At 55.3% G+C, this 22,011-nt stretch carries 17 protein-coding genes and 1 other RNA gene; 12 read left to right on the top strand and 6 right to left on the bottom strand.

Annotated elements, in window-relative coordinates; genetic code table 11:
• Positions 1-21: 21 nt before the first annotated feature.
• From potE to ACMHXI_RS11750, 3 genes are all read left to right on the top strand, one after another.
• Positions 22-1,341 carry a putrescine-ornithine antiporter gene (gene potE / locus ACMHXI_RS11740; protein ID WP_028780970.1) on the top strand — a complete coding sequence of 440 codons (1,320 nt, stop codon included), beginning with the start codon at positions 22-24 and terminating at the stop codon, positions 1,339-1,341.
• Between the two features lie 77 nt (positions 1,342-1,418).
• On the top strand, positions 1,419-2,573 hold the full coding sequence (locus ACMHXI_RS11745; RefSeq protein ID WP_107006159.1) for a porin: 1,155 nt from the start codon (positions 1,419-1,421) through the stop codon (positions 2,571-2,573).
• A gap of 272 nt (positions 2,574-2,845) precedes the next feature.
• The gene (locus tag ACMHXI_RS11750) at positions 2,846-5,539 is read left to right on the top strand and encodes a DEAD/DEAH box helicase (protein ID WP_413735003.1); all 2,694 of its coding nucleotides are present in this window, start codon (positions 2,846-2,848) and stop codon (positions 5,537-5,539) included.
• Here ACMHXI_RS11750 and ACMHXI_RS11755 read toward each other — a convergent pair.
• Positions 5,536-6,993, bottom strand: a complete 1,458-nt coding sequence (locus ACMHXI_RS11755) for an MFS transporter (protein WP_208169141.1) — start codon at positions 6,991-6,993, stop codon at positions 5,536-5,538. The genes ACMHXI_RS11750 and ACMHXI_RS11755 overlap by 4 nt on opposite strands.
• A 559-nt stretch (positions 6,994-7,552) precedes the next feature.
• On the opposite strand from ACMHXI_RS11755, the gene ACMHXI_RS11760 reads away from it, so the two are divergent.
• A complete protein-coding gene (locus ACMHXI_RS11760) occupies positions 7,553-8,164 on the top strand; it encodes a TetR/AcrR family transcriptional regulator (RefSeq protein WP_335901471.1) in 612 nt (203 codons plus the stop codon).
• Between the two features lie 58 nt (positions 8,165-8,222).
• Here ACMHXI_RS11760 and ACMHXI_RS11765 read toward each other — a convergent pair whose 3' ends face one another.
• Together ACMHXI_RS11765 and ACMHXI_RS11770 are read right to left on the bottom strand one after the other, a co-directional pair.
• Positions 8,223-10,589, bottom strand: a complete 2,367-nt coding sequence (locus ACMHXI_RS11765; protein WP_335901472.1) for a YgiQ family radical SAM protein — start codon at positions 10,587-10,589, stop codon at positions 8,223-8,225.
• Between the two features lie 175 nt (positions 10,590-10,764).
• Positions 10,765-11,169 carry an MAPEG family protein gene (locus ACMHXI_RS11770; RefSeq protein WP_101058325.1) on the bottom strand — a complete coding sequence of 135 codons (405 nt, stop codon included), beginning with the start codon at positions 11,167-11,169 and terminating at the stop codon, positions 10,765-10,767.
• A 216-nt stretch (positions 11,170-11,385) separates the two neighbouring features.
• On the opposite strand from ACMHXI_RS11770, the gene ACMHXI_RS11775 reads away from it, so the two are divergent.
• From ACMHXI_RS11775 to ACMHXI_RS11785, 3 genes are all read left to right on the top strand, one after another.
• On the top strand, positions 11,386-12,606 hold the full coding sequence (locus tag ACMHXI_RS11775; RefSeq protein WP_413735006.1) for a threonine/serine ThrE exporter family protein: 1,221 nt from the start codon (positions 11,386-11,388) through the stop codon (positions 12,604-12,606).
• Between the two features lie 156 nt (positions 12,607-12,762).
• Positions 12,763-14,412 (top strand): ShlB/FhaC/HecB family hemolysin secretion/activation protein, encoded by a 1,650-nt coding sequence (locus tag ACMHXI_RS11780; protein WP_345871148.1) that lies wholly within the window; start codon positions 12,763-12,765, stop codon positions 14,410-14,412.
• 68 nt (positions 14,413-14,480) lie between these two features.
• Positions 14,481-15,275: a substrate-binding periplasmic protein gene (locus ACMHXI_RS11785; protein WP_082050117.1), complete on the top strand. Its 795-nt coding sequence runs from the start codon at positions 14,481-14,483 to the stop codon at positions 15,273-15,275.
• A 45-nt stretch (positions 15,276-15,320) separates the two neighbouring features.
• Here the strand turns inward: ACMHXI_RS11785 and rnpB are convergent.
• An RNA gene (gene rnpB, locus ACMHXI_RS11790) (RNase P RNA component class A) lies at positions 15,321-15,690 on the bottom strand.
• 43 nt (positions 15,691-15,733) lie between these two features.
• On the bottom strand, positions 15,734-16,576 hold the full coding sequence (rsmI, locus tag ACMHXI_RS11795; RefSeq protein WP_144134328.1) for a 16S rRNA (cytidine(1402)-2'-O)-methyltransferase: 843 nt from the start codon (positions 16,574-16,576) through the stop codon (positions 15,734-15,736).
• 88 nt (positions 16,577-16,664) lie between these two features.
• Between rsmI and ACMHXI_RS11800 the strand changes: the two genes are divergently transcribed.
• The 4 genes from ACMHXI_RS11800 to ACMHXI_RS11815 all read left to right on the top strand — a co-directional run bounded on the left by ACMHXI_RS11800 (position 16,665) and on the right by ACMHXI_RS11815 (position 20,085).
• The gene (locus ACMHXI_RS11800) at positions 16,665-18,494 is read left to right on the top strand and encodes a penicillin-binding protein activator (RefSeq protein ID WP_413735009.1); all 1,830 of its coding nucleotides are present in this window, start codon (positions 16,665-16,667) and stop codon (positions 18,492-18,494) included.
• 8 nt (positions 18,495-18,502) lie between these two features.
• Positions 18,503-18,829, top strand: a complete 327-nt coding sequence (locus ACMHXI_RS11805; RefSeq protein WP_025889313.1) for a YraN family protein — start codon at positions 18,503-18,505, stop codon at positions 18,827-18,829.
• A 96-nt stretch (positions 18,830-18,925) separates the two neighbouring features.
• Positions 18,926-19,519 (top strand): phosphoheptose isomerase, encoded by a 594-nt coding sequence (locus ACMHXI_RS11810; protein ID WP_028780981.1) that lies wholly within the window; start codon positions 18,926-18,928, stop codon positions 19,517-19,519.
• The gene (locus ACMHXI_RS11815) at positions 19,516-20,085 is read left to right on the top strand and encodes a BON domain-containing protein (protein WP_025011605.1); all 570 of its coding nucleotides are present in this window, start codon (positions 19,516-19,518) and stop codon (positions 20,083-20,085) included. The genes ACMHXI_RS11810 and ACMHXI_RS11815 overlap by 4 nt, the downstream gene beginning before the upstream one ends.
• A gap of 31 nt (positions 20,086-20,116) precedes the next feature.
• Here ACMHXI_RS11815 and ACMHXI_RS11820 read toward each other — a convergent pair whose 3' ends face one another.
• Positions 20,117-20,992 (bottom strand): DMT family transporter, encoded by an 876-nt coding sequence (locus ACMHXI_RS11820; RefSeq protein ID WP_342177003.1) that lies wholly within the window; start codon positions 20,990-20,992, stop codon positions 20,117-20,119.
• Between the two features lie 122 nt (positions 20,993-21,114).
• On the opposite strand from ACMHXI_RS11820, the gene ACMHXI_RS11825 reads away from it, so the two are divergent.
• Positions 21,115-22,005 carry a LysR substrate-binding domain-containing protein gene (locus tag ACMHXI_RS11825; RefSeq protein WP_028780984.1) on the top strand — a complete coding sequence of 297 codons (891 nt, stop codon included), beginning with the start codon at positions 21,115-21,117 and terminating at the stop codon, positions 22,003-22,005.
• The last annotated feature ends 6 nt before the right edge of the window (positions 22,006-22,011 follow it).

Raw genomic sequence — 22,011 nt, forward strand, 5'->3', positions numbered from 1 at the left:
ACATGACTTAGGTAAATAATTATGAGCAAAGCAAATAATAAAATTGGCGTGGTTCAGCTAACCATACTCACCATAGTGAACATGATGGGCTCAGGTATCATTATGCTGCCAACCCAGCTGGCTCAGGTGGGAACGATTTCAATTCTGTCCTGGTTGGTGACGGCGGCGGGTTCAACGGCATTGGCCTATGCCTTTGCCAAGTGCGGTATGTTCAGCAAAAAATCCGGTGGTATGGGCGGTTATGCCGAGTATGCCTTCGGTCGCAGTGGCAACTTTATGGCCAACTATACCTATGCGGTATCTCTGTTGATCGCCAACGTGGCCATCGCGATTTCCGCCGTGGGCTATGGTGCCGTGCTGTTCGGTGTCGAACTCAGCCCCATCGCTATCTGTCTGGCCACAATAGGTGTGCTCTGGCTGGCCACTGTGGCCAACTTCGGTGGTGCCCGCATCACAGGTCAGGTATCCAGTGTTACCGTGTGGGGGATTATCATTCCGGTTATCGGGGTGTCCCTCATAGGTTGGTTCTGGTTCGACTTTGACCTGTACAAAGCGGCCTGGAACCCCCACGACATGCCATTCTTCAAGGCTCTGGGTGGCTCAATCGCCATGACACTGTGGGCCTTCCTGGGATTGGAATCTGCCTGTGCCAACTCTGAAGCAGTAGAGAACCCAGAGAAAAACGTGCCTATCGCGGTAATGGGCGGCACCATAGGTGCAGCGGTTATCTACATCATCTCTACCAACGTGATCGCCGGTATTGTGCCCAACGGTGAGCTGGCGCTGTCCAACGCACCTTTCGGTCTGGCCTTTGCGCAAATGTTCAACCCCACTATCGGTTCCATCGTCATGGCCTGTGCCATCATCTCTTGTACCGGTTCCCTGCTGGGTTGGCAGTTCACCATCGCCCAGGTGTTCAAGTCATCTGCCGATGAAGGTTTCTTCCCTAAAGCCTTCTCCAAGGTGACCAAGAAAGACGCCCCGGTTGTCGGCATGCTGATCATCGTTTCGGTACAAACGGTACTGTCACTGATGACCATCAGCCCATCGCTGAGCAAACAGTTTGAGGCGCTGGTTAACCTGGCCGTGGTCACCAACATCATCCCTTACATCCTTTCCATGGCTGCTCTGGGTGTGATGCAAAAGCAATTGAATATCCCTGTAAAACAGGCCCGAATTGCCAACTTTATGGCGGTAATTGGTGCCCTGTATAGCTTCTATGCCCTCTATAGCTCAGGTGAAACCGCCGTGATGCTGGGTTCTATCGCAACCTTCTTCGGTTGGACCCTGTTCGGCATTATTTCCAACAAAAACGACAAGCAAAAATTGAAACACGCTTAAGGCTTACGGGTGTGCACTCCCCTGCGTGCGCGCCCACCCAAAAGTTAAATCAATAACAATATTGGATGAGGTGGACTATGAACAAGACAATACTGGCGCTGGCAATCCCTGCGCTGCTGCTCTGCGGCTCAGCCCAGGCAATCGATCTGTACAACGATGATACCAATAGCTTTGGCATCAGCGGATGGCTGGGTTTCGCCGCCTACAATGATGGCCACGAGACCTCGGTAATTGACGACACGTCAAGGATACGTTTGAGCTTCGAGCGTAAAGAGCGCAACGGCTGGACCGCCTATGCGGTCACCGAATGGGGCATCAACATGGTCACCAGTGATGACAATCTGGTGCTACAGGGCGGCAGACTCGCCGCAGAGAAAACCGATGACTTCCTTAACAACCGCCTGGGTTATGTCGGTCTGTCCCACGATACCTGGGGTAGCCTGACCTTCGGGAAGCAGTGGGGCGCCTATTATGATGTGGCCGGTACCACTGACTTACCCAATGTCGTGGCCGGTTATGCCGTCGGCGCTTACACCTTCGGCGATGGTGGCCTGACGGGTACCGGGCGCGCCGATGCCGCATTCCAATACCGCAATGACTTTGGCCCGCTGCATCTGGCACTGCAATACGCCGCCAAGCAAGATGGTGAGGTCTCGGTACAAGACAGCAACGGCGAACCACTGGCCAACTCTGAACTGGACTTTGATTCCAGCTACGGTGCCAGCCTGACCTACAGCGTCACCGACAAGTTCAAACTACTGGCCGGCTTCAACCGTGGTGATATCGATGGCCACCTGGAAGGCAGCGAACTCAAGGTGACCAACCAGATAGTAGGCATAGGTGCCATGTATGGCGACTATTATCACTATGCACCCAACCGTGAAGCCAGCGGTTTGTATGTGGGTTTCAACGCCCACAAGAGTGACAACAACGAACTGGTTGGCGGTGAACTGTACGACGCCACCGGCGCCGAACTGATGGTGGCCTACCAATACGACAACGGCTTTGTGCCCATTGCCATGCTGAGCTACCTGGATCTGGATACAGATCAGCACAGCGCCATTCAAGGGAACTGGCGTCGCCAGTTTGCCATGGTGGGTCTGCACTATAGATACAGCAGAGACACTGTGATGTTCTTTGAGGCCAAACTGGACTTCAGCGACATGGATGACCCGGCCGAAGATGCCGCCCAGGACAATAACTTCGCAGTGGGGATCAACTACTTCTTTTAACTGAACTTCTATAGCGGCACACTCCCGCTCCATTGCTGGCAGTACCCTTTTTGCCAGGCACGCTCGGCCACCCTGACCCCACTTCCTTCCAGGGTGGTTTTTTTTACTTGAAACCGAAAAGATTGGCGGGAGATATGCCCCCCAAGGCTCCACTCAAAACAACCGGCATCATGGCGCACTTCTGGAAAGCTTACGCCTAAACCGTTAGGATACTTGCCATCCCGCGGCTTCAGAGGATGCAGTCGCGCCAACGCAAAAAAGTAGCCAAGGTCATGCCCGCCAAACCATTACTCGCTTACTACCAGGATTGCTATAAGGAAGATTGTGTCGACCTTAATCTGTGGCACCTTGGCAAACTAAACCAGGAAGACAGGTTGTTTATTGAGGGCGAGGATTCGCTGCTTTCAGGCTTCCTGCCAAGACAGCCAATCGCCCATGAAGCCGGGGCGCAGCTCCTACCCAGAATAGCCATGTACCAGCGCGAGCGCCAACTGCTCTATGTTTCCCATTTCGTGGTCGGCCAGCTAAAGGAAGAGGGGCAGACCCGCACTGTACTCAGCCCTCTGGTTTTTAAAGAAGCCCAGTTGGAAGAGGATGACGGCAGCTTCTATGTTTCCCTCAAAGAGGGGGCCCTGCAGATTAACGAGCCCTTGCTGCGGCTGTTGTTGCCGGAAGACACTATGGAAGCCGGCTTTGATGCCATCTTCGCTCCCGAGCGCCCCGACAGCTGGACCTCGCTGTTGAGCCAGAGCCACCAGAACATAGATACCCTGGGGCTGCTGGGATTCCCCAAACTGACAGGCTATGACAGCCTCGCCCGCCTGACCCGCAAGCGTAAGTTAACTCTGGTGCCGGCATCGGCACTGGTGTTTCTGAAACGCCCCAGCGCCAGTCGCGGCATTCTGCATGAGATCTCTGCCATGATGAATGCGGCCGAACTCTCGGCGCCGCTGCAGAATCTGATGGGAACACAACTGCCACCCAAGACCGAAGCCAAGCGCCGCCTCAAAAGCCAGTACCTGCCCTGCCTCTTGTCCCGGGCACAGCAGCAAGTGCTGGAGATAGGCGCCAGCCACAGTCTTGGCTGCGTTGTCGGGCCGCCAGGAACCGGCAAGAGCTATACCATAGCCGCCGTCGCGACCGAACATATGGCCCGGGGCGAGTCTGTGCTGATCGTTGCCAACAACGAACATGCGCTCGATGTCATTAACGACAAGCTTGAGAGTCAGTTCGGGCTCAAGGACATCAGCCTGCGAGCGGGACAAAAGGCCTTCCTGAAACAGCTGAAGGATTATCTCAGCAATCTGCTGGACGGCTATCATTCACTTGAGCACACACCCCCGCAGCAGTTGGAAAGCCAGCTCAATTTATTGAACCGGCAACTGGACAACTCAGAACGCCGGCTGCTGCGATTTTTACGCCGCGCCATTCGCCGCGGTCAAAGGCTGCACAAACTGGAACGCTCACAGCGGCGCTGGTTGTTGCAACTCTATCTTGCTCTGTTTGGCCACAGCATGGAAAACCTGAACCAACATTGGGACACCCTGGATGAGTTGAACGATAGCCTGACAACCAAAGAGGCGCTGGCAGCCAAGTTGTTGCAAAATGTCAAAGCCAGCCGGGTCGACGGCTTGCTGAACAACCACAGGCAACAGCTGCAAACTTTCAATCAAGCGATTCGTTCCCGCACCTCACAGCGGCAGTTTGCACTGTTCGATACCTTGGATTACCAGATGTTGCAGCAGGCGTTTCCCATCTGGCTGGTGAGCCTCAACACCCTTCACAAGGTATTGCCGCTGCAGCGGGAGCTATTCGATCTGGTTATCTTCGATGAAGCCAGCCAGAGCAATATCACCAGCGCCTTACCGGCGCTGTTTCGGGCCAAACGGGCCCTGGTGGTCGGCGATGGCAAGCAACTCAGGCATATCTCTTTCCTGTCCCGCAGCAAAGAGCAGGCGTTGCAACAACTGCATGGCGTGTCCACAGCGCAATCCGGCATCTGCAGCTATCGCGATAAATCGATTTTGGATCTGGTGGCCGAGCAGATAGCCTCCCAGCAGCAGATCGCCTTTCTCGATGAGCACTTTCGCAGCGCTCCCGAGCTTATCAGCTTCAGCAACTCGCAGTTTTATCAGCAGCGGCTACGGATAATGCAGCACAGACCCTGTACCAGCAGCGGCCATCTGCATCTGCACTCAGTGATGGGCGAGCGCAGTGAACAGGGAGTCAACCAGGCTGAAGTCAGTGCACTGTGCAACCTGATAAGGCAGCAGATAGACAGTTGCGAACAAGCGGGAATGCCCAAGTCGCTGGGAGTGTTATCGCCTTTTAGGGCTCAGGCCGATGCGCTGGCCGATGCTTTGTTCAAACAGTTTTCCGCCACCGAGCTGGAAAAATATCGCCTGCGGGCCGACACCCCCTTTGGTTTTCAGGGAGAGGAACGCGACATTATGTATCTCTCCTTCGCCGTTGACCCACAGAGCAAGAGAGCCGCGGTATATCTCAACCGCGAAGATGTGTTCAATGTAGCCATTACCCGCGCCAGGGAACAACAGCACCTGTTTGTTTCGGTAGCGGCCCAAGAGCTGCCGAGCAACTCACTGCTGCGCCTCTATCTGGAATCCAGCCGTCAATTCAATGCTCGGCACAGGCAAAATGACCAGTTGGATCAGTTTCAGCGCCAGCTTTGTGACGCCTTGGCCGGGCACAATATCGAAACCTGGCCGGGCTATGAGATAGCCGGCACAGAGGTGGATATCCTCTGCCGCTGGCAGGGCGAGTATCTGGCGCTGGATCTCATCGGCTTTCCCGGCCCCTGGATGGACTTCTTTGAACTGGACACATACAAGATACTGCAGCGGGCCAAGGTGCCCATGTTGCCCATCAGCTATGGACTCTGGTTGAAGAATCCCGGTGCCTGTATCGAGCGCATTCGCAGTAAGCTGACTCGGGAACCCCAGAGTTAACAATCATCAGAAGCGGTTTTGGCGGCCGCAAGCGAACCCAAACGGGGATGACGCAGCAGCAGTAACCATAAGGTCATCCCCAAACAAAGCACGCCGGCCCAAAACATAGCGACCCCAAAGCCGGCGGCAACCGCCTGATGATTTATCGCCGCTATCCCACTCGGTTCAAACTGTCCCCCACTTTCAGTCTCTTTGGCCGTGTAGATGACCCGACTCATTAGAGTACCCAAGAGGGCGATCCCCAAGGTCATACCCGTCTGCCTCACGGCATTCATGGTGGCCGAAGCCATGCCCGAGCGCTGAGCTCCGACACTGGCCATCACCAGCTCACTGGTTGCCGGTACCGCCAGCCCCATTCCCAAACCAAGCAGGGCAAGATAGCCCGCCGTCAGAAAATAAGCCGTTTCCCCTTGCAGGTTTGACAGCAACATGAGCGCCAAAGCCATCAATCCATACCCCAGATTCATCAGTCGCCTGACTCCAAAGTTCGCCGCCAGGCGGCCAAACCCCATGGCCGCCACAGCCATGGCGATAAACTCGGGCGCCATCCGCCAACCGGCCTCGGCAGCATCCCAACGCTGCGCTTCCTGAAAAAACAGCGACATAAAAAACACGCTGCTGTAGGCAGAAAAGCCCAACACAAAGGAAGCCGAGTTATAGCAACTAAAGTCCCGCTGCCGAAACAGCTTCAGCGGCAGCAGTGGCCGCGGCGCCTTAAGTTCAACCCGGATAAAGACCGCAAACAAAATGGCGGCCAACAGCAGCGGCACCAAGGTGTGATAACTCAACCAATCATGCTCACCCAAGCCGATAAGGCCATAGGTCAGTCCCCCAAGGAAGAGTATGCTGAGCAACTGCCCGGCAAAATCCAGTGCCGCCTGTTCCGGGTCGGCACTCTCGTCCAGCCCCCAAGCCCCCAGCAGTAATGCGATGAAGCCTATGGGGACATTGATCCAGAAAATGCTCTGCCAACCCACATGCTGCACCAGCAAACCGCCGACTATCGGCCCCAGTATCAGAGACAGGGCGCTGACCGATGACCAGATGCCTATCGCCCGGGTGCGGGCGCCAACGTCAGAAAAGGCGTGGGTCAACAGAGACAGGGCTCCTGGGATAACGGCGGCACCGGCAATCCCTTGAATCACCCTTCCCAGGAGTAACAGCCACAGAGAGTCTGCCATGGCGCAGGCGATTGAACCCAGAGTGAACAGCACGACCCCGCAGAGCCACAACAACTTGCGGCCAAAACGGTCCCCCAGCGGCCCGGAAGAAAGAATTAAAGCCGATAAACACAGGGCATAGGCGTTCACCACCCATTGGGAATCCGCCATGCTGATTGCCAACTCCTGTTTCATGGTCGGCAAGGCGACATTGACTATGCTGATATCCAGAGTCGCCATAAAAGTGCCCAGACAGATGGCCGCAAGCAGAGCGACCTGACGCAGAGAAGACATGCTGTTCCTCCTTGAAGCTCAGTTATTATTGAGAATAATTCTCAATATAGATTTCGACCGACCGTCGGTCAATTACATTTACAATCACTGGATAGCCGGCATCTGGCCTTGGTTCAGCACTTTAGGTAGGATGAGTGCCGATTCTGACCTGAGGAAGGTGCGAACAAATCCCATGTGTGCTCTGCGTCGGCTTACTGGCTTGGATGCAAGGCGTGGTTCGCAGCAAATGGCCCTAGTCCTCTGCAAGAAGCACAACACCGCAGGCAGGCCTGTAAGCCACGCCCTTCGGGGCTTTCACAGCAACCGGCTCTCTGCGTTATCCGACTTCGACAGGCCCCGGCATGCCTTCAGTCAGATGCCTTGAACGCCAATTGCTGTGCAAGCCACTCTCTACAAAAGAGAAGGCCACGAGGACTTATTCGCACCTTCCTTATGCACAGGGGCTTGATTCACTCGGCGAGTATGAAAGAATTTGGCGGCCAATCGGCCAAGAAAAACATTATCCTGGCCGACGCTGTTTCCTGACAGATCAAACTTCTTATATTGAGTGGTATGGCTAATGACAAATAACAGCACCCCGGGAGCTCCACGCACTAAACCGGCAGAGGTTCGTCTCGATGAACTCATGGATGCGGCACAGAAGTTATTTATTGAGAAGGGGTTTGAAGCCACTACAGTCAGCGACATAGTGCGCGAGGCCAAGGTCGCCAAGGGGACTTTTTACCACTACTTCAATGCCAAGCCGGAGATACTCTCGGCTCTGCGGCAACGCTTTAGCCGGCATTTTGTCGAGCAGGTGCAACTGGCAATGGATGCCTGCGATAGCGATGACTGGCCGACACGACTGGATGTTTGGTGCCGGGCCAGTGTCAACGCCTATCTGGCCGGTATAGAGCTGCACGACCTGCTCTTCCATGACAACTATTACCACGGTCACGGCAACAGCGAGCGGGATCGGGTGTTGGCGCAGATTATTGAGCTTTTGCTAAGCGGCAAGCGCCATGGCGCCTGGCAGTTGGAAAGGCCAGATCTGAGCGCCATCATCCTCTATCACGGCATGCATGGCGCGGTAGACAACGCCATGCATAACGGCATCAAGGACCGCCAAGCGACGGCGCAACAACTCGGCGAAGATCTGTCACTGGAATTCCGGCGTCTGCTGGGCTGTTAGCCTACGCAGCCCTTGTTTAGAACAAAGGCTTGCTAGCGCCCTCTATCGTCTTGGGTTTTTACTTTGATTTCTTACTCTGGCCCTGGCTTTTACCCTGACTTTTACCCTGACTGTGGCTCTGAGCATGGCCAAAGACAGGTCTGGCTCCGGGTCTGGCTTTGCCACTGCCGGGCTTGGAGCCTTTAGCTGTTGCCACTTTGCCTGTTGTTGTGTGGTCGCCGCTCTTGCCTTTTCCGGCCTTGTTACCGCCTTTGGCCCCTTCGGTGGACTTACCCTTGGCGGCTTTGCCGCTGCGCTCTGCAAACTGATTGTCGCTGAAACGGGTGAGTCCCTGGCGACCCTTGTCGGCCCCCTTGCGGTTATGCTTACCGGCCCAGGCTTCGGCGCGGCCTTCCGGGGGCACCAGATGCTGTGGCCCAGTGCCGATAAGATGCTGTTTCCCCATGGCGATAAGCGCCTCGCGGATCAGCGGCCAACCTGCGCTGTCGTGATAGCGCAGCAGGGCCTTGTGCAGTCGCCGCTGACGCCCCTTCTTGGCCACCGGCACCTCTTCGCTGCTGTGTTTGACGTTTTTCAACGAGTTCAGCTCTGTGTGGTAGATGGTCGTGGCATTGGCCATAGGCGATGGGTAGAAGTTCTGCACCTGATCCAGCTTGAACTTACGCTCCTTGAGCCACAGCGCCAGGTTGAGCATATCCTCGTCCGTGGTGCCCGGGTGAGCCGAAATAAAATAGGGGATCAGATACTGCTGCTTACCCGCTTCGGCCGAGTATTGGTCGAACAGCTCCTTGAACTTGTCGTAGGTGCCCATACCTGGCTTCATCATCTTGGACAAAGGCCCCTCTTCGGTATGTTCCGGCGCTATCTTGAGATAGCCGCCCACATGGTGCTTGGCCAGCTCTTTAACGTAACGCGGATCTTCAATCGCCAGGTCATACCGCACGCCGGAGGCGATCAGTACCTTCTTGATCCCGGGAACATCCCGGGCGGCGCGGTAAAGATCTATGGTGTGCTGATGATCTGTGTCCAAATGGCCACAAATACTGGGAAAGACACAGGATAAGCGCCGACAGGTCTTTTCGGCCTTTTCGCTCTTGCAGCCGAGACGATACATGTTGGCCGTTGGGCCGCCGAGATCGGAAATCACCCCGGTAAAGCCGGGCACTTTTTGCTGTATATCTTTAATTTCTTTGATAATTGATTCTTTCGAGCGGCTCTGGATAATTCGCCCTTCATGCTCGGTTATCGAGCAAAATGAGCAGCCACCGAAACAGCCTCGCATGATATTGATCGAGGTCTTGATCATGTCGTAGGCCGGGATCTTGGCCTTGCCGTAAACCGGGTGTGGCACCCTGGCGTAAGGCAAGTCGAATACCGCATCCATCTCATCTGTGTTGAGCGGCCAGGCCGGAGGGTTGACCCAAACACCACGATCGCCGTGGGGCTGGAACAGGGCTCTGGCACAACCTGGGTTTTGCTCCTGATGCAAAATCCTCGATGCATGGGCGTACAGGTATCTGTCTTCACTCACCCGCTCGAAGGCCGGCAGCAACACATAGGTCTGCTCCCAGGGCCTTGGCTTGGGTGGCTGCACGCTGATGGGCTTGGGAGCGTCGTTGTCGAAGATCTTCTTGTCGGATGGACCGGACAAGTTCTGGCAGCCGACATCATCGGCGCCATAGGGATTGGGGATAGGGTCAATTTTGTGCAACTGATCTATCTTGCGCGAGTCCATGCCGCGCCATTCTGGCAGTGGCTCTTTTCGGATAACCGCTGTGCCGCGGATATTCTGCATCTGCGCCATGGTTTCACCCTTGGCGAGACGGTGCGCCACTTCCACCAGCGGCCGCTCGGCATTACCGTAGATCAGGATGTCGGCCTTGGCATCAAAAATCACACTGCGGCGCACTTTGTCGGACCAATAGTCATAGTGGGCAATCCGCCGCAGGCTGGCCTCGATACCGCCTATGACCACGGGCACCTCTTTAAAGGCTTCCTTACAGCGCTGGGTATAAACAGTCACGGCGCGATCCGGGCGCTTGCCGCCTTCATTGCCCGGGGTATAGGCATCGTCGTGGCGCAGTTTACGATCGGCCGTATAACGGTTGATCATCGAATCCATATTGCCTGCAGTGACCCCGAAAAACAGATTCGGTTTACCCAGGCTCATAAAGGCCTCTTTGCTGGACCAATCCGGCTGCGAGATGATCCCCACTCTGAATCCCTGCGCTTCCAGCAAACGGCCAATCACCGCCATGCCGAAACTTGGGTGATCCACATAGGCATCACCTGTCACCAGGATCACATCACAGCTGTCCCATCCCAGTTGTTCCATCTCCTTGCGGGACATGGGCAAAAAGGGAGCCGTGCCGTAACACTCGGCCCAATACTTGGGATACTGAAATAAGCTGGATTCGACTTGCATTTGAGACTGACCATCAGAGGATTCGACACACGGCAGCCACGCTGCCTCAGGGCCGCGGAGTATAACAGGCTAGCCGGGTTAAGTGTGACTGATTTTTCACCAATTGCCGACTATTTGTGCCCCTTGTTTGTGCCTGCAAGCCAAGGCCCTACTAGGATTGTGGCTTATCTCGGGCTCAGAGCAATAAGCGCCCCACATACTGCCAGAGGTTAAACAGCGCCAGCACGAGTATGCTTATCCAGGTGAACAAGGTGCCTAGGAAGCGGCCCGGGTGGTAACCGCCCTTGCCTTGGGTCAGACCTATGGCATGCAGCAATCTGGCCACCAGCCAAATCGTCCCCAGTAGATGTAACCAAACGCCGGCCATGCCGTTGGCCTCGGCCAGCACCAAAAGCAGCAAGGCTATCGGGGCATTTTCCAGCAGGTTGCCGTGTACCCGGTTGGCCAAATGCAGTGCATCGTTACCGCCATCGCCCAGACCTATCTTGTAAGCACGGCGCAGCCCTACCACCCGGTAGGCCAAAACCAAGACCAAAAGCCCCGTCAAGGCGGCATAAAAACCCGATATAAACAATGACATAAGTTCTTTTATCTCCTTTTAAAATTCTCTGTTCAGCCTTGGCTGATGCGACGCTGTCCAAGCGCAGCCAATCAACCTTAACGCAACAAGCTTGCACTTAAGCTCACATAAAGGAAATAATTTTTAAAATGTCATTAACCGGATTCTGCCCCCTTACTGTAGAATCCGCGCGGGCAAAAAACCGTCCATCCAACCAAGGGCACAGTGGGAAACCGAGTGGATAATCAAGAATTCATTGAAAAGCGCCGTTTTATCATCAAGTTGGGTAAGGCCCTGCATAAGTTCGGCACTCCGGCTTATCGGCTCGAAACCCACTTGCAGACAGTGGCCAAGACGCTCGGCATCGAAGGCTATTTTCTGATCTCGCCCACTTCGATGACCTTTGTGCTGCAACACGACACAGATCAGGAATACAACCATGTTGCCAGGGTCAAACCCGGCGAGCTGGATCTGGGGTCGCTGGCCCGCACCGACGCCTTAGTGCAGGAGCTGAGCCTGGGGCAACGCAGCCTGAGTGAAGCGCTGGAACGGCTGGATGAGATAGCCAACAAGCCCAATCCCTATGGCCCCATGTTAACCCTGGGTGCCTTTGGCACCTCGGCCGCCGCCTTTGCCATGCTGATGGGCAGCAGTTGGAATGATGTGTTCTGGTCGGCCTTGATAGGCATGCTGGTCTATGGCTTGGTATTCAGCGCCGAACGCTCGCGGCGGATAGCCGAACTGCTGGAGCCTCTGGCCGCCATGCTGGCCGGTTTCGCCGCCTGTGGCCTGGCGCAACTGGATGCCGGGCTGAATATCCCCGTGGTGGTACTGTCGGGGATCATCGTCTTTATTCCCGGCCTGGCGCTGACCCTGGGCTTGGCCGAACTGGCGGCAAGGGATCTTATGTCAGGCACCATGAGGATCATGGATGCGGTAATGCTGCTATTCAAACTCTACTTCGGCGCAGTACTCGGCGTGGCAATAGGCAATGCCCTGTTCGGCGAATCCCTCTATATTGAGCCCATGCCGTTGCCTCGCTGGGCCATCTGGTCGGCGGTGCCCATACTTTCCATGGCGCTGGTATTTATCTTCAAGGCCAGGCTCAAAGATGCCCCTTGGGGCGTACTGGCGGGTATTGTGGCCTTCTTCTCTGCCATGTTCGGCGGCCTCTATCTGGGGGATTCTCTGGGGATCTTCTTCGGCGCCCTGGCCGTGGGTATTTACGCCAACCTGTTTGCCCGCTGGATGAAGGCACCGGCCTCCATCGCCCTGCTGCAAGGGATAGTCATCCTGGTGCCTGGCTCCAAGACCTATATCGGCCTCAATGTGCTTATCTCGGGTGAAACCATGTTGAACCAGTCGCATCTGGGGTCGCAGATTTTTCTGATATTTATGTCACTGATCGCCGGGCTTATCTTCTCCAACGTGGTGGTGCCGCCGAGAAATACTCTCTAAACACAGCTGCCGTGGGCATTCGCGCCGGAGGGTGGTAATTTATTACAAGCTAAATCATTACTTTATTTCGAAGGTCGCCTTGACTAACCGCCCATTCGGTTGTGTTATTGAAGTGTGAATATCAGCCCGATATTCACTACCGAGAGGAGGCAGTCTATGGCAACAAGCCGCAGTGTCTTGCTTCTGGCAACCCTGTTTGCCAGCCTCTCCGTTTTGGCCGACACAGGCACCAAAGGCGATAGCACAACCTCGTCTTCCCAAGGCCAAAATCCACTCCCTGAGCGGTTCAGGGTTGGCAAAATTGTGGTGGTCAGCAACCCAATTTTCGACGAGTCTGCCGACAACGCCATCTTCCTGCATAATTGGGCCAACGCCCTGCATATCAATACCCGGGAGTCGGTGATCCTCAATCGCCTCAGTATCCAGGAGGGGCAGGAAGTGACCCCAAGGCAATTGGAAGAAGCGCAGCGAATTCTTAGGCGTGAAGCCTATCTCAGAGACGCCAGGATCTCTGTGGTCAAGGCCGACCCGAGTGCCGATCAACAGCCTGATGGTGAAACCTTGCTGGTGGAAACCTGGGATCAATGGTCGCTGCTGCCCACTATCAGCCTGGGACGCAGCGGCGGCAACAACAGCTTCTCCGTCGGGTTGAAAGACGACAATATTCTGGGTCTGGGGATCCGCACCCGTTTGAAGTATCAATCCGACGAGGACAGAACCGGCTACAAAGTCGCGTTCGAAATGCCGCTGAACATCATCAAAAATTCCACTGTGGCGGCCAACTTCTATGACAACAGCGATGGTCAGGCCAAACAGCTGTATTTCGACAAGCCTTTCTATACCCTGGACGACCCCCGGGCCTACGGCGCCGAGTATCTGGATGAAGACAGAATCGACACCATTCGCCAAAACGGCCTCGACATCAACGAGTTCGATGAAGAGATCCGCTATCGCAACCTCTACTGGGGCTTTATGTTCGCCAAAGAGAACCAGAGCCGACAAAGATTACGCCTTGGGATCACTCAGGATAAGCACAGCTTTCACGCCCTGCCTCAATACCCGCAGCAGCCCTTGCCTCAGGACAGAGACTTTCTCTACCCTTGGGTAGAATGGGAGTACTTGCAAGATGACTTTCGGGTACTGACCAATATTCACCTGGTCAACTATAACGAAGACTTCAACCTCGGCTGGCATCACAGCGTTAAATTGGGGCTGGAAACCAAAGACAGTGACAACCTTGGCTATCACCTCAACTGGCGCAGCAGTCGTGGCTATTTTGAGGGTAAGGAACTACTGTTGCTGGCATTTGGCGGTGAAGCCACTCTGGCCACCCGGCAACGGGACTTTTATCAAGTGAATGTTGCCGCCGAGTATTTTTATAAGTTCACCCCCAAGTGGACCGCCTATTCCAAGGTGCGGCTGTCCAACTCCAACAACAACTATATCGACCGTCCCTTTGCACTGGGGGATGAAACCGGCATTCGCGGTTATCCCAACGACTACCAGCACGGTGACAATCAATGGCTGCTGACCGGCGAAATCCGCTATTACCCCAATATCAACCTCTACCAGCTGGCAGAGTTGGGCTGGGCCGCCTTTATCGATGTCGGTCAGGCCTTTGGGGGTGCCATGGCCAAAGACAACGAAGTCTCAGGCCCCATAGGCTCTATCGGCATAGGTGCCAGAATCTACTCTTCCCGCTCCAGCTATGGTCATGTCGCCCATATCGATTTCAGCGTGCCCTTTACCCGGGGCGATGAAGTGGACGGCTGGGAATGGCGCTTTCAAGTGAAGCAGAGTTTCTAGGCTGACTTTGCCACCCCAGCGGCAAACTCTACACTAAACTTGAAGGGTCACAGCAACCTGGAGCTGACATGAAAAAACTCCTTTCCTCTGTGCTGCTCGGCCTGTCGTGCCTGATATCGGCACAGGCAAGCACGTTGAAAATCGCCTTTTTTGATTTTGCACCATACAGCTTTCAGGAAGAAGGAGAACTCAAGGGCGTCATGGTAGAGATGACTCGCCTGGCCTGCCAGCGCTGGGAGGAAGGCTGCCAACTCAAGCTGTGGCCCAACCGCCGCGCCAGGCAACAGATGAACTCGGGAGAAACCGGTGCCATGGGGCTGGCCTGGGCAGATTATCGCACCTCACAATACTATTTCTCGGTCCCCCTGTTGCAGTCTGAATATGGTTTCTTCAGCCTCAAGGCACTGAGTTTGAAGCAGATGCAGCAGTTATCGGATCAGCGTGTGGCAGTGTTCTCACCATCCAATACCCACAATGCCCTGCAAAAATTGAATCAGGAACTGCTCCGGCAACAAGTTCCCCCCATGCAGGTGGTTACCTTTCCACAAAGCGATGAATTGCCACTGAAAATGCTCGCCAGAAAGCGTTTTGATGCCTATTTTGTCAACCGGGATGTCGGTCGCTGGTACGCAGGGAAACAGGGGATTGAAGGCTTGGACTATCTACCCAGCCAACCCAAGACTTACTACTGTCTGGCATTCGATATCCGTCATAATGACCGACAGACCATAGCCCGCTTCAATCGGCTGTTGTTGGAGTTGCAGCAGGGAGAAGCCTGGCACCAGTTACTGCAGCGCTGGCAGGTTGAACCGGCCCAATGGCAGCCTGAGCAAGCCCAAGCCATGAACATTCCACTCGAGTAGAAAAGCAAAAGGCCGCCCGTGATAACACGGGCGGCCTAGTTTTATTTGGTGAGTTGGCCTATAAGCCGGGTCCTGTTCTCCCGAAGGAGCGGCAGTCATTCCTCTAGGCCTGCAATCGCTCACAGGCTCAAGCAATCTACCCGGTTCCAACGCGAGCCACGCATTAATTCCGAAGAATAGTGGAACCCTATTTGATCTTGCTCCGGGTGGAGTTTACCGTGCCGCGAACTGTTACCAGCCGCGCGGTGCGCTCTTACCGCACCCTTTCACCCTTACCGGCCCGAAGGCAGGCGGTCTACTCTCTGTTGCACTGGTCGTCGGCTCACGCCGCCCAGACGTTATCTGGCACCCTGCTCTATGGAGCCCGGACTTTCCTCCCCGTTCTTGCGAACGCAGCGACTGCCCGGCCAACTCGGCGCGATTATAGCCCATAGCGGGCTTCACACCAAGGCATTTCCTTACCAGCCCAGCTCAAGCCCTTTTTTATAAAGAGCATTTTTCTTCAACCCATGGATCTGTGCCGCAATGGCGGCCGCCTTCTTCAGCGGTAATTCATCACAGAGTAGTTTGAGGGTATCCAACGCCGCCGCGGACGTTTCGTCTGCTTCCTCACTGACAAAACCGTGCAGCATAAGCACGATTTCACCGCGCTGCTGGTTGGCATCGGCTTCTACCTGCGCCAGCACTTCGGCCGTGGTGCCGCAGAGGAAGGTTTCAAAGGTCTTGGTCAGTTCCCGCGCCATCACCATCTGCCTATCCGGCCCCAGGACCTCCACCAGCGACTTGAGGCTGGGCAGAATTCTGTGGGGAGACTCATAGAAAATCAGGGTGCGCGGGTCTTCCCTAAGCGCCAGCAGTTTATCCTGGCGCCCTTTGTCTTTGGCCGGCAAAAAGCCTTCAAACGAAAAGCGATCCGAGGGCAAGCCAGATGCCGACAGCGCGGCAATGGCGGCGCAAGGGCCGGGCAGCGGGATCACCGGATAACCGGCGGCGCGCACATGGGATACCAGGTGATAGCCGGGATCGGAAATCAGCGGCGTACCGGCATCGCTGATCAGCGCTATGGCTTCACCTTCGCCGAGGCGTTCGACAATCCACTGCGCACGGGCACGTTCATTGTGGTCATGCAGCGCTGTGGTGCGGGTATCTATGCCGAAGTGACTCAGCAATTTACCGCTGTGGCGTGTGTCCTCACAGGCGATCAAAGCCACCCGATTCAGTACTTCCAGAGCCCTGGGGCTCAAGTCCCCCAGGTTGCCTATGGGAGTGGGAACTATATACAGCGCGACCGACAGGTCCATAACTACCTCGGAGATGAAAGTGCCGAGACTTTCGTCAGGCACAATAGAAGGTTAAACTAGAGCCAGCATCTTACCAGAGTGAAGCCCTGTGTTAAAAAGCCTGAATAGAGTTAAATACATTTCTGCTGCGATTTTGCTTGCCAGCCTGTGGGGCTGTGGCAGCACGCCATCGGCAGACAAAAATCAGCTGGCCGTCGTTTCTCTGGTCAGTGCCCCGCAAGCCCCGGCCGAGTATTTGGCATTTGCCGCCAAGGCGCCCAGCAAGGAAAACCGCGAGCGTTACCTGCTGTTGGCCGCCAATGCTTACCTCAAGCAAGGTGATACAGATGCCGCTGCAGATATTCTGCGTTCAATGCAGGCCGGGCTGAGCCCGGTGGATGAAATCCAGGCCGAGCACCGTTTTCTCAGCGCCCGCCTGCAAGAACTGACTGGCAAAAACGCCGAGGCCCTGAGTACCCTGAATTACCCCGGCAATTGGCAACTGGCCGATTGGCAATGGGCCAGTTATCACCAGGCCCGTGCCCGACTGTTTGCTGCCAACCAGCAACCCGTGGAGCAAGTGCGTGAGCTGAGTAAGCTCAGTCAGTATCTGCCGGTGAAGGCGACCGGCGAGGTTAACGATGAAATTTGGCAATTGCTCAAGCCACTGCAGGAAGAAACCCTGCAGAGCTTTGCCGCTCAAGAGAGCGATGCCGTATTTACCGGCTGGCTGCAGCTGGCTTATCTGGCCAAACACTACGCGGTGGATCCCTCAAGCCTGATTCGGCAGTTGAGTGATTGGCAGAAACGTAATCCTTATCATCCTGCGGCGGTGCAGTTGCCTTCGGATCTGCAGCTGGCGCTCAGTGCCAAGCCATACAGACCCAGCAATATTGCCGTGCTGCTACCACTTTCTGGCCCAAGAGCCGGAGTCGCCAACACTGTGCGTCAGGGCATACTGGCCAGTTATCTGAGCGACCCGGACAGCAATGTCAGCCTCAACTTCTTCGACACGGCCCAAGGTGCCGACAAGGCCTACCAGCAAGCGCTGCAGAGCGGCGCGGAATTTGTGATAGGCCCGCTGCTGCAAAACGAAGTGGAACAGGTGATGGCGGCCCAGCAAGCTGCAAAGACAGATACCCCGCCGCAACTGTTTCTCAATCAAATAGATAAGCTGCAACCGCAACAGAATAAGTACTACTTCGCCCTGTCTCCCACTCAGGAAGCCAGCGATGCCGCCAGACGCATGTATCAGGATGGCATACAGGTGCCACTGCTGCTGGCCAGCAATGATGCCGTAGGCCAACGTATGGCCCAGAGCTTCAAGCAGACCTGGATGGAGCTGACCGACAGTGATGCCGAGGTTCACTTCTATGATAACGGTGACAAGATGCGCGAAACCGTGGAAAGCGCCCTCGGCGTAACGGACAGCAAGGCGAGGATCCAAGCCATTAAGGCACTGCTGGGCAGTAAGGTGAAGGCCGACTTCCGCTCCCGTACCGATATCGATGCCATCTATATGATCTCGGGGATTCAGGACTTGCCACTGCTGAAACCCTTTATCGATGTCAACTTCAGTGTCTTTGCCGAGCAAGTGCCACTGTATACCAGTAGCCGCGCCCGTCAGGAAGACAACGCCAAGCAAACCGCGATTGAACTGAACAATATCACCATCAGTGATATCCCCTGGTTGCTGCAGGCCAGTGAAGAAACCGAAGTGGTCAACAAGTTGTGGCCCACTTGGGGCAATGCCCAAAAACGCCTGTATGTGATGGGCTATGATGCCCTGCAGCTGGTCAATCGTCTGGCCCAGATGCATGCCTTCCCCGGATACCAGTACAGTGGCCGCAGCGGCCAACTGACGGTGAGCCCGGATGGCGTGATCGATCGTCAGCTCAGCTGGGCCAAATACCAGCGCGGCGTTTTGCGGCCACTGTAAGTCGGCTTATGGATCTGGGACAGGAAGGCGAGCGTCTGGCTCGCCGCTATCTGGAACAACAGGGCCTGACCTTTGTCGAACAGAATGTGCGCTACAGTTTCGGCGAACTGGACTTGGTGATGAAACAGGGCAGCCAATGGGTGTTTGTTGAGGTAAAATACCGCTCACCCAGCCGATTCGGCGGTGCTTTGCAGTCATTGAGCCAGGCCCAGATAACCCGGCTTCGCAAGGCCGCCAGCCAGTATCTGCAGCAACACAGGATCAATGCCCCCTGTCGCTTCGATCTACTGGCCATTGATGCCGGCAAGGTGCAATGGCTACAGGACGCTTTTTAGTAAGCGCTTAACCCGAAACAAATTTACACTTTAATGCCTGAACAAAGCCCCCGGCCTATGGCATGATAGCAACACTTGATAGTGAAGGACTTATCCATGTTAGAACGTATCAAAGACAGCTTCACCGAGTCGATTCAGACCAAGATTGACGCCGCAGAGGCGCTGCCTGAGTCTATCGCCAAGGCCGCAGAAATGATGGTGCAATGTCTGTTGGGTGGCAATAAGATCCTTGCCTGTGGTAACGGCGGCAGCGCCGGTGATGCCCAGCATTTTTCAGCCGAGCTGTTGAACCGCTATGAAGTGGAACGCCCACCTCTGCCGGCCATAGCTCTGACCACAGACACTTCTACCCTGACGGCCATCGCCAACGACTACAGCTACGACGAAGTGTTCTCCAAGCAGATACTGGCACTGGGTCAACCCGGTGACATACTGCTGGCCATTTCCACCAGCGGTAACTCAGGCAACGTCATTAAAGCGATGGAAGCCGCGCTGAGCCGGGATATGACCATAGTGGCACTCACGGGTAAGGACGGCGGCGCCATGGCCGGATTGCTGAGCACCAATGATGTGGAGATCCGCGTCCCCTCCAATGTCACGGCCCGCATTCAGGAAGTGCACCTGCTGGTTATCCATTGCCTGTGCGACAACATTGACCGCACCCTGTTCCCGCAGGACGAACATCAATGAGACGTCTGCTGCCCCTGTGTCTACTGCTTACCAGTTTGACCGGCTGTGCCGGAGCCGTAATGGTGGGTGCAGTTGGCGGCGCCATGGTGGTTAACGATGAGCGTTCGCTCAAGACCCAGTTGGATGACACCAATGCCGATTTTCGTATCTCCAGTGTACTGGGAGCGGAAGATGATCTGAAGAATCAGACCAATATCACCGGTGTCAGCATGAACGGCAATGTGTTGATGATAGGTCAGGCGCCCAACTCCATGCTCAGGGACAAGGCGATTCGGCTGGTCAAAGAGCTGCAACTGGGTGGCAAGATCCACAATCAGATCCGTATCGGCAACCCAACGTCCTTCACTACCCGCAGCAACGACACCTGGATCACCACCAAGGTCAAGGGTCGGATGCTCAACGATAAGAATCTGGATGTCACCAAGATCAAAGTGATCACAGAGAATGGCGAAGTCTTTCTGCTGGGCCTGGTCGAGCGTGAACAAGCCGACCTGGCAGTGGAAATCGCCCGCAATACCGCTGGAGTACGTAAGGTTATCAAGGTGTTCGACTACGTCACCCCTTAACGCCCTTTATATCGAGTCGAACGAGAGCCGGTCACACCGGCTCTTGTGCTTTCAGCTCGCGGGCTTTCATCAACTTGGCGATGGCGGGCAGGCACAAAGTCGGCAGCACCACCAGGGCAGCCCCTACCCAGCTCAAAGTATCCAGCCACTCATCGAACAGCAGCCAACCGAGGAAGACAATAAAGATAAGCCCGCTGTATTCGGCTACGGCAATTTCACTGGCCTTGGCCCTGCGATAGGCCAGGACACAGAACCAGTTATATGCCAGCAGGAAGGCATTGGATAACAGCGCCACTCCAAGCAGTGGCCAGCTCAGCCCGGCCAGTTGTTGCGACAGCGCCACCAGCAAGATCAGCGGCAAACTCAGCAGGTTGTAACAGAGCAAAGTCAGACTGGCAGCCTCGGTACTGGGCAGCTTTCGCAGGCTCATCTGGTTCAAGGAGAAGGTAAAGGCCGAAACCAGCACGGCAATGCCGGCCAACTCCAACTCGCTGGGCCTGAGGATCAACAAGATACCGGCAAATCCCAGCGCCGCAATCCCCCACTGCAACGGCGTGATATGTTCTTTCAGGAATACGGCACCCAGCACCATGATCATCAAAGGCGCCGAATAGAACAGTGAACTGACAGTCGCCAAGGGCAGCGCCATCAAACCAATAATCAAAAAGAGCGCGCCAACAGCTCCTGTGTTGGCACGCCAAAGGTGGATCTTAAAGTGAGAAGTCCCCGGGCGACCGGCCTTGAGCCACAGGGGAAGCAACATAAGTACCGCTGTCACCTGGCGCACCAGCAGGAAAGTCGCCGCATTGGCATCATCCGGTAACCACTTGACCGACACGTCATAAAAAGCGCTGAAGAGATTTCCTACGGTCAATAAAATCAAACCGATAGCAACGGTTCTCTGCATCTTGGTTATCCTGAACGACTCTCAATCGGCGGCATCATATCCGGGTTAAAAACCAAACTGAAATGATGTTTTTTGCGTATAAATGAATTAAATTCATACTAAATTTCCGGAAAGAATAGCCGATGCGAAAACTTCCCCCCTTGAGAGCGCTGCAGGTATTCGAGGCAGCTGCGCGCCAGAGTCACTTTTCCCGCGCCGCCGAAGAGCTGTGCATCACCCAGAGTGCCGTGTCCCACCAGGTCAGATTACTGGAGGAACACTTTGGCGAGTCCCTGTTCCAACGTCAGGGGCGCAGCCTCAAACTGTCACCCAAGGGGGAGATCCTCTACGGGGAACTGGAGCGAATATTCAACGAGCTGGCTGACCTTGGCCGTTTGTTCGGTGAACCCAATCGCGAGCTGAAACTGGCGGTTTACAGCTCTTTTGCAGTTAAATGGTTGATCCCCAGACTCAGCGACTTTCGCCGCCGTCACCCCGAGGTGCAGATCAGGCTGGAGATGGTGACTCAAGATCCCGAGCTCAGCGACAGCGTGGCCGATCTCTTTATCAGTGGTGGCCTCAAACGACGGGGTTACTGGCAGACGGTGCTGCACAAGGAGCGGCTTATTCCGGTTTGCAGCCCGCAATTACCCCCCAGAGCCGGGCAGATAACTATCCAGAGTCTGCAGCAGTATCCGCTGTTGACCGTGGATGAAGGCCCGTTGGGGCTGGACTGGAACCGTTGGGCCGAGGCCAACGGTGTGACTCTGACAGCCAATCACAGGCAGCATATTTTCAGCCATGTGTTGATGGCCATTGAGGCCGCGATTGCCGGTCAAGGCATAGCACTGGCGTCTGACTTTATGGTAGAGGACGATATTGCCAGTGGCCGTTTGATTGAGGCCGAACTGCCGGACGTGCATACAGGGTTTGAGTTCACTTTTTGCTGTAAGGAGCGGCGCCTCAAAGAACCGGCGATAGCGGCCTTTGCCGATTGGCTGATGTTGATGGCAAGCCAGCCACAACCGCAGTAACTCGAA

The organism is Shewanella sp. BJSY2023SW005 (assembly GCF_047314585.1).
Lineage (GTDB): Bacteria > Pseudomonadota > Gammaproteobacteria > Enterobacterales > Shewanellaceae > Shewanella > Shewanella algae.

Bases quoted from the DNA above. Each gene is read 5' to 3' on its own strand.
- ACMHXI_RS11765 (WP_335901472.1), bottom strand. From the start codon at position 10,589: ATGCAAGTCGAATCCAGCTTATTTCAGTATCCCAAGTATTGGGCCGAG.
- ACMHXI_RS11770 (WP_101058325.1), bottom strand. From the start codon at position 11,169: ATGTCATTGTTTATATCGGGTTTTTATGCCGCCTTGACGGGGCTTTTG.
- ACMHXI_RS11815 (WP_025011605.1), top strand. From the start codon at position 19,516: ATGAGACGTCTGCTGCCCCTGTGTCTACTGCTTACCAGTTTGACCGGC.
- ACMHXI_RS11755 (WP_208169141.1), bottom strand. From the start codon at position 6,993: ATGTCTTCTCTGCGTCAGGTCGCTCTGCTTGCGGCCATCTGTCTGGGC.
- ACMHXI_RS11785 (WP_082050117.1), top strand. From the start codon at position 14,481: ATGAAAAAACTCCTTTCCTCTGTGCTGCTCGGCCTGTCGTGCCTGATA.
- ACMHXI_RS11780 (WP_345871148.1), top strand. From the start codon at position 12,763: ATGGCAACAAGCCGCAGTGTCTTGCTTCTGGCAACCCTGTTTGCCAGC.
- potE (WP_028780970.1), top strand. From the start codon at position 22: ATGAGCAAAGCAAATAATAAAATTGGCGTGGTTCAGCTAACCATACTC.
- ACMHXI_RS11820 (WP_342177003.1), bottom strand. From the start codon at position 20,992: ATGCAGAGAACCGTTGCTATCGGTTTGATTTTATTGACCGTAGGAAAT.
- ACMHXI_RS11805 (WP_025889313.1), top strand. From the start codon at position 18,503: ATGGATCTGGGACAGGAAGGCGAGCGTCTGGCTCGCCGCTATCTGGAA.
- ACMHXI_RS11810 (WP_028780981.1), top strand. From the start codon at position 18,926: ATGTTAGAACGTATCAAAGACAGCTTCACCGAGTCGATTCAGACCAAG.
- ACMHXI_RS11825 (WP_028780984.1), top strand. From the start codon at position 21,115: ATGCGAAAACTTCCCCCCTTGAGAGCGCTGCAGGTATTCGAGGCAGCT.
- ACMHXI_RS11745 (WP_107006159.1), top strand. From the start codon at position 1,419: ATGAACAAGACAATACTGGCGCTGGCAATCCCTGCGCTGCTGCTCTGC.
- rsmI (WP_144134328.1), bottom strand. From the start codon at position 16,576: ATGGACCTGTCGGTCGCGCTGTATATAGTTCCCACTCCCATAGGCAAC.
- ACMHXI_RS11750 (WP_413735003.1), top strand. From the start codon at position 2,846: ATGCCCGCCAAACCATTACTCGCTTACTACCAGGATTGCTATAAGGAA.
- ACMHXI_RS11760 (WP_335901471.1), top strand. From the start codon at position 7,553: ATGACAAATAACAGCACCCCGGGAGCTCCACGCACTAAACCGGCAGAG.